The sequence below is a fragment of the Acidimicrobiales bacterium genome (genome assembly GCA_025455885.1).
In the GTDB taxonomy this organism is placed as follows: Bacteria; Actinomycetota; Acidimicrobiia; order Acidimicrobiales; family Acidimicrobilacustridaceae; genus Rhabdothermincola_A.
In genome coordinates this window covers 40,749-52,817 of the sequence record JALOLR010000019.1, presented here as the reverse complement: position 1 = coordinate 52,817, position 12,069 = coordinate 40,749, and the positions used below count along the sequence as shown (strand labels likewise).

Here is a 12,069-nt window from a genome sequence, read left to right as displayed (position 1 = left end):
CGGTCACACCCAGGGTCAGACCAGGCCTCCACGACGCCGAACGCATCCTCACCGACCCCAACGGGCCAGCACCGGATCCTCGATGTCACACCCCCTGCGGATACTGGGTCCCATGGACGCACAGCTCCGACTCCTGGCCGAGGCCCGCTCGGTCGACCCCATCGAGGCCCCGGTCGCCTGGCGGATCGACGACACCACCAAGGCGGTGGGGCGCTCCGGTCTGGCCCTCGCCCGGGAGGCGCTCCGACGAGCCCGCCAGGGCGCAGGCACCGAGGCCGAGGCCGACCCCCGTTCCCCTGTGTCGGCACGAGCGGCGTGAACCACCCGGGAGGGCGGAGCGGGCAGCCTTGTAGGCTCGCCCGATGAGCGACGTCGTGATCGTCGATGCCGTGCGTACCCCGGTCGGGAAGCGCAACGGCGGGCTGTCCACCCTCCACAGCGCCGACCTCCTCGGCGTCCCCCTCACCGCCCTGTTCGAACGCACGGGTGTCGACCCCGCCGAGGTCGGCCAGGTCGTGGGGGGCTGTGTCAGCCAGGTCGGCATGCAGTCGTTCAACGTCGCCCGCACGGCCTGGCTGGCGGCCGGGCTCCCCGCGTCGACCGCCGCCACCACGGTCGACACCCAGTGCGGGTCGAGCCAACAGGCCACCGACATCGCCGCGGCGCTCATCGGCGCCGGGGTCGTCGACGTCGCCGTCGCCTGCGGTGTCGAGGTGATGAGCCGGGTGCCCATCGGGTCGAACTCGTCGAAGAGGCTCGGCTTCGGCTCGGCGCTGCCCAAGACGTACTTCCCCCGCTACGAGGCCACCTCGCAGTTCGAGGGGGCCGAACGCATCGCCGACGCGTGGGGCATCTCCCGCGCCGACGCCGACGCCTTCGCCCTGCGTTCCCAGCAGCTCGGCGCTCGGGCCTGGGCCGAGGACCGCTTCGCCACCCAGATCGTCGAGGTGCACGCCCCCGACGTCGACGACGACGGGACCCCGCTCGGCACCACCCACCTGGTCGCCCGGGACGAGGGCCTGCGCGACACCACGCCCGAGGGGCTCGCCAACCTGAAGCCGGTGGCCCGCGAGGACGGCGTGCACACGGCCGGCTCGTCCTCCCAGATCTCCGACGGCGCCGCCGCCGTGCTCATGATGTCCGCCGAGAAGGCCGAGGACCTCGGGCTCACCCCGCTCGCCAGGGTCGTCGACACCTGCCTCGTGGGCGTCGATCCGGTGCTCATGCTCACCGGCCCCATCGACGCCACCCGCCACCTCCTGGCCCGCACCGGGCTCACCATGGGCGACATCGACGTGGCCGAGGTCAACGAGGCGTTCGCATCCGTGGTGCTGGCCTGGGCCAAGGAGCTCGGCGCCGACCCCGACACGGTGAACCCCAACGGCGGGGCCATCGCCCTGGGCCACCCGCTCGGCGGCACCGGAGCGATCCTCGTCACGAAGGCCGTCCACGAGCTGCACCGATCCGGCGGACGCTACGGGCTCGTCACGATGTGCTGCGGCGGGGGCCTCGGCACCGGCACCATCGTCGAACGCCTCTGACCTCCGGGCGGCCACGACGCCGCCCCGCTCGTCCGCAGTGGTCACGGCCGACCGCTCGCCGCCTCGGCGGCCATCGACAGGACTCACCCCTGAGGACCGCCATGGCCGCCCGAACCTCTGACCGCTCGCGCCCCACGAACCATCCCCGCCTCGTGGCGCGCTCCCCCTCCCGGGGGCTCACCGCCCTCGCCGGCATCGGCCTGCTCGTCGGGCTGGCGGTGCTCGCCGTCGTGGTGGTCGCCCACCAGGCCGCCGAGCGCGCGCTCCCGATCGACACGGGTCCGGTCGTGCGCGAGGTGGTCGACGGCGACACCATCCGCGTGGCCGTCGACGGGCGCACCGAGAGCATCCGCTTGATCGGCGTCGACACGCCCGAGACCGTGCACCCCACCGAGCCGGTGGGGTGCTACGGGCCGGAGGCCTCGGCACGGACCACCGAGCTGCTCCCCCCGGGCACGCCCGTCGACCTCGAGCGCGACCGCGAGGAGCGCGACACCTACGGCCGGCTGCTGGCCTACGTGCTGCGGCGCAGCGACGGACTGTTCGTGAACCTCGAGCTGGTTCGGGGCGGCTTCGCCGAGGTGCTCACCATTGCCCCCAACACCGCCCACACCCGTGACTTCACCGCCGCCGCCGCCGAGGCCCGCCGGGAGGGCCGAGGTCTGTGGGCCGCCTGCTCGGGGACGGTACCGTCAGGCCCGTGACCACCCTCGCCGAGCGCCTCGGCCACGACCCCGACGCCCGCCTGTTGATCCTCAACTGCGACGACCTCGGCCTCGCCCACGCCGCCAACGCCGGCGTCTACGACGCGCTGCGCACCGGGTTGGCCACCAGCGCCTCGCTGATGGTCCCCTGCCCGTGGGCCCGTCACGCCGCCGAGCAGTACATGGGCGAGGACGTGGGCGTGCACCTCACCCTCAACGCCGAGTGGGACGCCTACCGGTGGGGCCCGATCACGCGGGCGCCGTCGCTGCTCGACGGCGACGGCGGCTTCCCGCGGACGCTGTCCGACGTGTGGGACCACGCCGACCTCGACGAGGTCCGTCGGGAGTGCCGGGCCCAGGTGGAACGGGCCATCCTCTGGGGCTTCGACGTGAGCCACCTCGACAGCCACATGGGGGCGCTGCAGCTGCGCCCGGAGTTCTTCGACGTGTACCTCGAGCTGGCCGTCGAGTTCGGCCTGCCGCTGCGACTCTCGGGAGCCTCCAGCGAACGCACCATCGGCTTTCCGTTCCGCCGCCTCGCCGCCGACGAGGGCGTGGTGTTCCCCGACCACTTCGTCCACGTCAACGGGGTGGGCAGCCGCCGCAGCCTCGAGCGATCGCTCTTCGACCTCGCCCCGGGGGTGACCGAGATGTACGTCCACCCCGCCCTCGACACCCCCGAACTGCGGGCCATGACCCCCGACTGGGCGGCGAGGGTCGACGACCACCACGCCGTCTGCCACGACTCGGGCCTGCGGGCCATGGTGAGCCGCTCGGGCGCCACCCTGATCGGGTACCGCGCCCTGCGCGACCTCCAGCGCGTCGGCGCCTGAGCCGGGCGCCGGCGGCGCCGGCCCCGAGCGGTGAGGGAACCACGGGGGCAGCCGGCGGCCATGCCAGACTCGGCCGATGGCCCGACCCGCCCGGATCCGCCCTGCCGGCCAGGGGACCCGGCGGTGGGGCCCACCCGCTGTCGCGCTGGTGGTCGTGGCCCTGCTGCTCTCGGGCTGTGGCGACGACGCCACCGGCGACCCGGGCGTGGCCACCGTCGACCTGCGACCCCGACTCGTCGTCACCGCCGACGAGTCGGGCCTCACGGCGTCACTGGGCGAGCGGGGCGAGGACACCGCGGAGGTCTCGACCGACCCGGCCCGGCTGCCGACGGGGTCGGTGATGGCGATCCGGGTCGAGGGGACCGACGATCGCCGGGTCGTGGGGGTTCTCGTCCCGACCGGCACCGAACCGGCGGACCTCGCCGACCGGGCGACCACCACCCCGTCGCCCCTCGTCGACACCGGCCGCCAGGAACCCGGCGACGAGGTCACCGTCGTGCTCACCGATCCCGGCACCCTCGAGCTGTACGACCCGGATCGTCCCGATCGTCGACTGCCGATCGAGGTGACGACCCGCTAGCGCGTTGAGCGACCGACCTGACGGCGGGACACCGCGGAGTCCCCCGATCAGGGCACGAGGCCCGATGAAGGCGCTGCGGCGGACGGGCGCCGCCCCGACGCCACCCACACGGCGGTGCCGACACCCAGGGACACGGCACCCAGGACGACGACCCCGAGGAACGGGGTGCGGACCCCTTCCACGACGGCGTCCACCACACGTCCGGCCGCCACCGGCCCCAGGATGCCTCCGCTGAACGCCTCGACGGCCACCGAACGAGCCCGTGAGGCCACCGCCAGGGCCGTGACCGCCCCGAGCACCATGCCCGCGCCGACGGCGACCAGCCCCGGGCCGACCCGTCGCAACAGCACGAAGCCGATCCCGGTGAGCACGATGGCGACGACCGGGAACACGATGACGGCAACGTCGATCGCCTGGACCAGCTGGCGGAGCCGGTCGAGCTCGGGTTCGTCGACCAGCACGAACCGCGTGTCGACCCCCGAGAAGTCGAGGGCGTCGATCCCCGGCACGCCCGCGTCGACGAGCTCGTCGCGCACCAACGTCAACGACCGCTCGAGATCGAGCGTGAGCGCCCCGTCGACCACGGACGTGAGCCGGCCGTCGTCACGCAGGGCCGACAGCAGCTCGGACCACGCGGCCCGGTTGGCGCTCTCCCACACCCCCGCGAACGCCGGCGTGGCCACGCCGGCCTCGGTGGCCGCGGCCACCAGCTCGGCGGCCCCCTCGGCGAGCGGGTCGGCCAGCAGCCCGAGCGGGAAGGGCAGGGTCTGCCCCAGGACCTCCTCGAGGCGGACCGCCGCCACGATCCGGTCGGCCAGCTCGGCGCTGAGGTCGGCGCGCACATCCGGGTCGGCCACGACCAGCGCCGACGTCGCCGTCCATCGATCGGGGTCGAGCACCTCGGCGCGTAGCCACCACGCCCCGACGGCCAGGGAGACGGACGCCCCGGCGACGAGGAGGAGCACCGCGCCGAGCACGGCGACGCCGGCGCTCCGGGGCTGGCGGGACACGGTCTCGGGGCGCCTGGTCGAGCCGACCGGGCGCGCTAGGAGATCCCGGCGAAGAGGTCGCTCTCGGGGAGGTCGGTGGGCACCCGGGACTCCGCGAGGATGTAGTCCTCGAAGGGGTGCACCTTGCGGGCGACCTCACGAGGCAGCCCGAACCAGAACGGCGACGTGGGATCGACCTGGGTGGCATGGGCCAGGAGCGCCTCGAGCCGCACGTCCTGGTAGTCGTCGATCGGCACGGAGGTCGTGATGCGGTCGTCCTGGCTCGGCCGGTCGAACCACCCCTCGCCGAACGGCGACTCGAGTCCGAGCTCGAGGAACTTCTCGTGCATGGCCTCGATGCGGGCCCGGGACCAGACCGAGTAGTACAGCTTCAGCGGTGTGAAGGGCGCACCGAGATCGGGGCGGTACGCGGCGTCGCCGGCCAGCGCGAAGGCCGGCAACGAGATGTCGTGCACCCGGAGGTGGTCGGGGTGCGGGTAGTGGCTCTGCTCGTCGCCGTAGGTGAGGATCACCTGGGGCTGCTCCCGACGGATGATCTCGACGAGCCGGGCCACGGCCTCGTCGAGATCGGCGTTGGCGAAGGCCTCCGGTCGGGCGTTGGCCTCGCTGTCGGGCATGCCCGAGTCGCGGTAGCCGAGGAGGATCACCTCGTCGTAGCCGATGATCCGGGCGGCCAGGTCGAGCTCGGCGCGGCGCACGTCGGCGAGGCGCTCGCGGACCTCGGGGGTGTCCATGGCGGGGTTGAGGATGTCGCCCTCCTCGCCCCCGGTGCAGGTGACCAGCACGGTGCGGACCCCGTCGGCCTTGTACCTGGCCACCGTGCTGGCGCCCTTCGACGCCTCGTCGTCGGGGTGGGCGTGCACGGAGAGCAGACAGCGGTCGGCCATGGACCGAAACTATCGGGGTGGGCCCGGCCCGCCACCGGGGCGGTCGTAGTCTCGGCCCCCATGGCTCCCTCACCGGCCTCCCGTCGTCCCGGCCCCCGCCGCGCCCGGTGGGCCCTGACCGTCGCGGCGGGCCTCGCGGTGGCCGTCCTCGCCACGAGCTGTGGGACCAGCGGTCGCGAGCTGCGCGACCCGGCTCCGGGCGCCACCGCACCACCCCGCCGGTCGTCGACCACGACGACGACCACCGCACCGCTGACGCCGATCGGGCTCTCGATCGTCTCGCCGGCGTGGGCGCCGGGAGAGCCGATCCCGACCACGTACAGCTGCGACGGTGCCGGCGAGTCGCCGCCGATCACCGTCGGGGGCAGCCCCGGCGCCGCCGAGCTGGTGGTGATCGCCACCGACCCCGACGCCGCGGGACGCGTCCACTGGGTCGTGGCGGGCATCGACCCCAGCGGGGCCCAGATCCCTGCCGACGCGACCCCGCCCGGGGCGGTGACGGGCCGCAACACCGCCGGTGACGCAGCCTGGGAGCCGCTGTGCCCCCCGACAGGCGAGACCCACACCTACGAGTTCACGCTCTACGCCCTGGCGGAGCCGTCGGGCATCGGCGAGTCGACCTCGGCCGAGGAGGCCCTCGGCGTCGTCGGGGCGGAGTCGACCAGCGCCGCGGTGCTCACCGGGACCTACCGGCGACGAGGCTGACGAGGGTCGGCGCCGCTCCCGGCGTGCAAGGCTCTCGACGTGCACCCGGCCGAACGCGTCCGCTTCGTCACCGAGACCGCCCGAGCCGTGCTCGGCGAGCGCCTCGGTGCCGTCGAAGGGGCGACCGCCGTGCGGCTCCAGGCCGAGCAGCTCGCCCCGCTCCTGCGCTCCGACCGCGACGAGGTCACCCGGGCCGAGGCCGAGTCCGTGGCCACCCAGCTGCGCCTCCTCGCCGAGCAGGTGAACGACAAGGCATCGGGGCGACCCGACAACGACGCCTACCTCGCCATCGCGGCGTCGATCGGTGCGTTGGGACAGGCGCTGCGTTGATCCGCTAGAACCCTGGGACGACCGCAGCGCACGGCCGCGGCGATCTGGGGGTGGCACATGAAGGCGTTCCAGTTGGTCGGCGGGTCGGCCGACGTCGACGAGACCACGGCGCTGAACGACGTGCCCCAACCGGACCCGGGGCCCGGGCAGGTGCTGGTGCGCGTCGGTGGGGCGGGAGCCTGCCACAGCGACGTGAGCCTCATGGAGTTCTCCGCGGCGGCGCCCCGCGAGACGCCGATGACGCTCGGCCACGAGAACGCCGGGTGGATCGAGGCGTTCGGCCCCGGCACGCTCCCCACCCCCGGGCTGGAGGTCGGGGCGCCCGTAGCGGTCTTCGGGGCGTGGGGCTGCGGCCAGTGCCTCAACTGCCGACGGGGGATGGAGAACTACTGCCGCAACATCTCGGCGTCGGGTCCGGGCCTGAGCGTCGACGGTGGGATGGCCGAGTACCTGTTGGTCCCGGCGGCGCGCTACCTGGTGCCGCTGGGGGACACCGCACCGGCCGACGCCGCCCCGCTCACCGATGCGGGTCTCACCCCGTACCACGCCATCAAGGCGTCGCTCCCCTGGCTCGTGCCCGGCTCGACGACGGTGGTGATCGGGGCCGGGGGCCTCGGCCACCTCGCCGTGCAGTTCCTCAAGGCGCTGTCGCCGACGAGGGTCGTCTCGGTCGACCAACGCGAGTCGGCCCTCGCCCTCGTCGCCGACCTGGGTGCCGACCACACGGTCGTGGCCGGTCCCGACGCCGCCGCCGAGATCCGGGGCCTGACCGGCGGCCGGGGAGCCGACCTCGTGCTCGACATCGTCGGCTACGACGACACCCTGGCGTTGGCCGCCGCCGTCGTCGCGCCGCTGGGCCGGCTCACCATCGTGGGGGTCGGTGGGGGAACCCTGCCGGTGAACTTCTTCACGTTCCCCTACGAGTGCTCGGTGCAGAGCACCTACTGGGGGTCGATCACCGAGCTCCAGGAGCTCTTCGAGCTGGCCGCGACCGGCTCGTTCCACGTGCACGCCGAGCGGTACCCCCTCGAACGGGCCGCCGACGTGTACCGCATGATGGTGGGCGGCACCCTCCAGGGCCGCGCCGTCCTGGTGCCCTGACGCCCAAATAGCGAACTGTGAGTGAAAGCGTCCGCTTGTCCGGACGCTTTCACTCACAGTTCCTTCGGTGGGCTCAGGCTGGCTTCTTCTCGGGGCGCCAGAAGACGGCGAGCAGCAGCGCCGCCCCGCCGAGGCCGCCGACGGCGGCGATGGCGAAGCCGGTCAGCCCGGACACCCACTCGAGCTCGAGGGCGTGGTCGAGTGACCACTGGCCCGGGCCGAGGGCGCCGAGGGCCAGACCGGTGCACATCAACACGTTGACGTACTCCCAGCCCTCACCGGGACGGAAGATGAAGAAGCCGTTCTTCCGGTGGTTGGTGACGAAGGCGACGGCCATGGTGCCGGCCACGGCGGCGGCGCCGAACGGGGTGAGCAGCCCGAGGACCAACAGGACGCCCCCCACGAGCTCGGTGATGCTCGCCAGCCAGGCGTGCAGGATGCCGGGCTTCATGCCCAGCGACGCGAACCACCCGGCTGTGCCCTGGATCTTGCCGCCCCGGAAGATGTGGTTGTAGCCGTGGGCGGCGATGGTGAGCCCGATCACGACCCGCAGGATCAACAGCCCCAGGTCGAGGCCGGTCTCGTTGAACACCGGGCTGTCGATGACCTCGGCGATGACCATGTGGGTGCTCCCCCTGACGTGCGCTGACGGTTCGTCACACTAGGCGGCGACACAGGTGAGCCCGTTCGACCGCGCCGGCTCGGGTCGGTACAGGACCCGCAGGCGCCGTCAGCGGAAGTCCCGCGAGGCGGGCAGGCCGGCGGCGAGCGGCAGCGGTTCGAGCTTGTCGGCCACGACGTTGGTGACGCCCTCGGCCCGCTCCAGGCGGCCCCGCACCAGCAGCGCCGGGGCGGTGCGGGCCACCCGGCGGTAGCGGGCCCAGCACCCCATCGACACCACCACGTTCACCAGACCGGTCTCGTCCTCGAGGTTGAGGAAGGTGGTGCCCCCGGCGGTGGCCGGGCGTTGGCGATGGGTGACGACCCCGCCGACGAGCACCCTGCTCCCGGCTTCGACGGCGGCCAGCCCGGTGGAGGTGACCACCCCCAGCCGGTCGAGCTCGCCGCGGATGAACCGGGTGGGGTGGCCGTCGGGAGCCACCCCGGTGGCCCACAGGTCGGCCCCGGCGATCTCGCGGTCGGAGAGCCCGGGGAGTGGAGGGGCCTCGACCCCGGTGACCACCCCGGCCAGCCGATCGGCGCCGCCCTGGGCCACCGCACCGGCGGCCCACAGGGCCCGACGCCGGTCGAGAGCCCGGCCGGTGCCGTCGTCGAGCCCGGCGAACGCCCCGGCGGTGGCCAGGGCCTCGAGGGTGCTGCGGTCCACCTTCACCCGCCGGGCCAGGTCCTCCATGGAAGCGTAGGGGCCGTGGGTGTGGCGCTCGGCCACGATCTCGGCGGCCAGGTCGTCGCCGACGGTGCGCACCGACGCCAGCCCGAGGCGCAGCGCCGGCTGGGCCACGTCGACCCCGCCCCTGGGCAACAAGGTGGGATCGTCGTCGGCCGGGGGGTGGGGGTCGGGCCCGGTCTCCTCGGGCGCCCCGACGGACCGGCAGGCCACGGCGACCCCCTCGGCCCACTCCAGCGAGGCCCCGGCCAGCGACGCGTTGAGGTCGGGGGTGCGCACCTGCACGCCGTGGCGGCGGGCGTCGGCCACGAGGGTGTGGGGGGCGTAGAAGCCCATGGGCTGGGCGTCGAGCAGCCCGGCGCAGAACGCGGCCGGGAAGTACCGCTTCGCATACGAGCTGGCGTACACCAGGTAGGCGAACGACACCGAGTGGCTCTCGGGGAACCCGAAGTTGGCGAAGGCGGCGAGCTTGTCGTAGATGCGGTCGGCCACCTCGCCGGTGATGCCCCGCTCGGCCATGCCGCCGTAGAGCTTCTCGCGCAGGCGCTCCATGCGTTCGCGGCTGCGCTTGGAGCCCATGGCCTGGCGGAGCTGGTCGGCGTCGCCGGGGGTGAAACCGGCGACGTCGATGGCCATCTGCATGAGCTGTTCCTGGAACAGGGGCACGCCGAGGGTCTTGGCCAGGGAGTTCTCGAGCAGCGGGTGCAGGTAGGTGACGGGCTCGAGGCCGTTGCGGCGCCGGATGTAGGGGTGCACCGAGCCGCCCTGGATGGGTCCGGGGCGGATGAGGGCGACCTCGACGACCAGGTCGTAGAAGGTGCGGGGCCGCAGCCGGGGCAGGGTGGCCATCTGGGCCCGGCTCTCGACCTGGAACACCCCGATGGAGTCGGCGGCGCACAACATGTCGTAGACGGCGTCGTCCTGGGGGATGGTGGCCAGGTCGAGCTCGAGGCCGTGGGCGCCGGCCACGAAGTCGACCGTACGGTGCAGGGCGGTGAGCATGCCCAGGCCGAGCATGTCGAACTTCACGAGGCCGGCGGCGGCGCAGTCGTCCTTGTCCCACTGGAGCACGGTGCGGCCCTCGTGGCGGGCCCACTCGACGGGGCACACCTCGACCACCGGGCGATCGCACAGGACCATGCCGCCGGAGTGGATGCCGAGGTGGCGGGGGGCGTGCTCGATCTGGGCGGCGAGGTCGAGCACCGCGGCGGGGATGTCGCAGTCGGCGGCGCGGGCGCTGGCCGACACCCCGCTCCACCGGTCGACCTGCTTGGCCCACGCGTCCTGCTGGCCGGTGGCGTAGCCGAGGGCCTTGGCCATGTCACGCACCGCCGAGCGACCCCGGTAGGTGATGACGTTGGCGACCTGGGCGGCGTAGCGGCGCCCGTAGCGCTCGTAGGTGTACTGGATGACCTCCTCGCGCCGGCCGGACTCGATGTCGACGTCGATGTCGGGTGGGCCGTCGCGTTCGGGGGACAGGAACCGCTCGAACAGCAGGCCGAGCTGGACGGCGTCGGCCTTGGTGATGCCGAGCGCGAAGCACACCGCCGAGTTGGCCGCCGACCCGCGGCCCTGGCAGTAGATGTTGCGGCGGCGGCAGAACTCGACGAGGTCCCAGACGATCAGGAAGTAGCCGGGGAAGCCGAGCTGGTCGATGACGGCGAGCTCGTGGTCGATCTGGGCCCAGGCCCCGGGGACGCGGTCGGCGGAGCGGGGCCCGTAGCGGTGCTCGGCCCCGGCTTCGGCCAGCCGGCGCAGGAAGCCCATCTCGTCGAGCCCGTCGGGGCACGGGTAGGGCGGCAACGCCGGGGCGACGAGGTGCAGGTCGAAGGCGCAGTCGAGCCCCAGCTCACCGGCCCGTTCGACCACTCCCGGATAGCGGGCGAACCGGCGGGCCTGCTCGGCCCCGGAGCGCAGGTGGGCGCCGGCGGCGGCGGGCAGCCAACCGTCGATCTCGTCGAGGCTGCGTCGCGCCCGCACCGCGGCGACGGCGGTGGCCAACGGGCGTTGGGCCGGGGTGGCGTAGTGGGCGTTGGTGGTGGCCACGAGGTCGACCCCGGCGGCGACGGCCAGGGCCGCCAGACCGTCGTTGCGCACCGAGTCGAGGGGGTGGCCGTGGTCCCACAGCTCGACGGCCACGTGGTCGCGGCCGAAGGCGTCGACCAGCTCGCCGAGGCGGCGCCCCGCCGCGCTGGGCCCGGCAGCCTCGAGGGCGGCAGGCACCGCGCCCTTGCGGCACCCGGTGAGCACCAGCCAGTGACCCCGGTCGGCGGTCGGCGCGCCGGTGCCGCCGATGCCGCAGAGGTCGGCCAGGGTGAGGCGCGGGCCGCCCTTCTCGCCGCGGAGCTGGCCGTCGCTGATGGCCTGGGCCAGCAGGGCGTAGCCGCGGGGGTCGCGGGCCAGCACCACCAGGTGGCTCTCGTCGGTGCCCGCCCCCGGGTCGGGCTCCCCCACCGGCACCCGCCGTCGACCGAGGGTGAGCTCGCTGCCGAAGACGGTGGGCAGGCCGAGCTCGCGGGCGGCCTCGGCCATGCGCACCACCCCGTAGAAGCCGTCGTGGTCGGTGACGGCCAACGCCTCCAGACCGAGGCGGACCGCCTCCTCGGCCAGCGCCTCGGGCGACGACGCCCCGTCGAGGAAGCTGAAGTGGCTGTGGCAGTGCAGCTCGGCGTAGGGCACCGCCCCCCGCCGACGGGCGGGCTCGGCCGGCGGCTCGTAGGCCGGGCGCTTCCGCGACCACGCCGGGCTGTCGCTGCCGTCACCGGGGAAGAACGGCTCGGCGCGACCACCGGCGGGACGCGGCCCGTCGCCCAACCGTCGCTCCAGCTCGCCCCACGGCACCGGCGGGTTCCTCCACCCCATGCCCGCACCGTACCGAACACCTGTTCGTACCGCAACCGCGATCTCGGAGGGTGGATACCCGGGCGATTCGACCCTCGACACCGGAAGCGCCCGACACCCGAAGGGGCCCACAACCTACGCTGGCGAGGCGGCGGACGCCCCCGCCATCCGACCACCGGCGGAGGCACG

Annotated in this window: 12 protein-coding genes; 8 read left to right on the top strand and 4 right to left on the bottom strand. The window is 73.9% G+C overall.

Annotated elements, in window-relative coordinates:
* Positions 1–112: 112 nt before the first annotated feature.
* From MUE36_14490 to MUE36_14470, 5 genes are all read left to right on the top strand, one after another.
* Entirely contained in the window at positions 113–319 is a 207-nt protein-coding gene (locus MUE36_14490) for a hypothetical protein (GenBank protein ID MCU0312140.1), read from the top strand.
* Positions 320–362: 43 nt separating this feature from the next.
* Positions 363–1,541, top strand: coding sequence for a steroid 3-ketoacyl-CoA thiolase (locus tag MUE36_14485; protein ID MCU0312139.1), 1,179 nt, complete (start codon positions 363–365; stop codon positions 1,539–1,541).
* A gap of 152 nt (positions 1,542–1,693) precedes the next feature.
* Complete coding sequence (locus MUE36_14480) at positions 1,694–2,245, top strand: thermonuclease family protein (GenBank protein ID MCU0312138.1); 552 nt, start codon at positions 1,694–1,696, stop codon at positions 2,243–2,245.
* A complete protein-coding gene (locus MUE36_14475; protein ID MCU0312137.1) occupies positions 2,242–3,078 on the top strand; it encodes a polysaccharide deacetylase family protein in 837 nt (278 codons plus the stop codon). The genes MUE36_14480 and MUE36_14475 overlap by 4 nt, the downstream gene beginning before the upstream one ends.
* A 76-nt stretch (positions 3,079–3,154) precedes the next feature.
* Positions 3,155–3,658, top strand: a complete 504-nt coding sequence (locus MUE36_14470) for a hypothetical protein (GenBank protein MCU0312136.1) — start codon at positions 3,155–3,157, stop codon at positions 3,656–3,658.
* 47 nt (positions 3,659–3,705) lie between these two features.
* Here the strand turns inward: MUE36_14470 and MUE36_14465 are convergent, their stop codons facing one another.
* Together MUE36_14465 and mca are read right to left on the bottom strand one after the other, a co-directional pair.
* Positions 3,706–4,668: a hypothetical protein gene (locus MUE36_14465; GenBank protein MCU0312135.1), complete on the bottom strand. Its 963-nt coding sequence runs from the start codon at positions 4,666–4,668 to the stop codon at positions 3,706–3,708.
* 35 nt (positions 4,669–4,703) lie between these two features.
* Complete coding sequence (gene mca, locus MUE36_14460) at positions 4,704–5,555, bottom strand: mycothiol conjugate amidase Mca (GenBank protein MCU0312134.1); 852 nt, start codon at positions 5,553–5,555, stop codon at positions 4,704–4,706.
* A 60-nt stretch (positions 5,556–5,615) separates the two neighbouring features.
* Between mca and MUE36_14455 the strand changes: the two genes are divergently transcribed.
* From MUE36_14455 to MUE36_14445, 3 genes are read left to right on the top strand one after another with little or no spacing between them, the layout of a single operon-like run.
* Positions 5,616–6,260: a YbhB/YbcL family Raf kinase inhibitor-like protein gene (locus MUE36_14455; GenBank protein ID MCU0312133.1), complete on the top strand. Its 645-nt coding sequence runs from the start codon at positions 5,616–5,618 to the stop codon at positions 6,258–6,260.
* Positions 6,261–6,299: 39 nt separating this feature from the next.
* Positions 6,300–6,590, top strand: a complete 291-nt coding sequence (locus MUE36_14450) for a hypothetical protein (protein ID MCU0312132.1) — start codon at positions 6,300–6,302, stop codon at positions 6,588–6,590.
* 57 nt (positions 6,591–6,647) lie between these two features.
* Entirely contained in the window at positions 6,648–7,691 is a 1,044-nt protein-coding gene (locus MUE36_14445) for an NAD(P)-dependent alcohol dehydrogenase (GenBank protein ID MCU0312131.1), read from the top strand.
* A gap of 73 nt (positions 7,692–7,764) precedes the next feature.
* Here the strand turns inward: MUE36_14445 and MUE36_14440 are convergent, their stop codons facing one another.
* A complete protein-coding gene (locus MUE36_14440; GenBank protein ID MCU0312130.1) occupies positions 7,765–8,313 on the bottom strand; it encodes a DoxX family protein in 549 nt (182 codons plus the stop codon).
* 108 nt (positions 8,314–8,421) lie between these two features.
* Positions 8,422–11,901 carry an error-prone DNA polymerase gene (locus tag MUE36_14435; GenBank protein ID MCU0312129.1) on the bottom strand — a complete coding sequence of 1,160 codons (3,480 nt, stop codon included), beginning with the start codon at positions 11,899–11,901 and terminating at the stop codon, positions 8,422–8,424.
* Between the last annotated feature and the right edge of the window lie 168 nt (positions 11,902–12,069).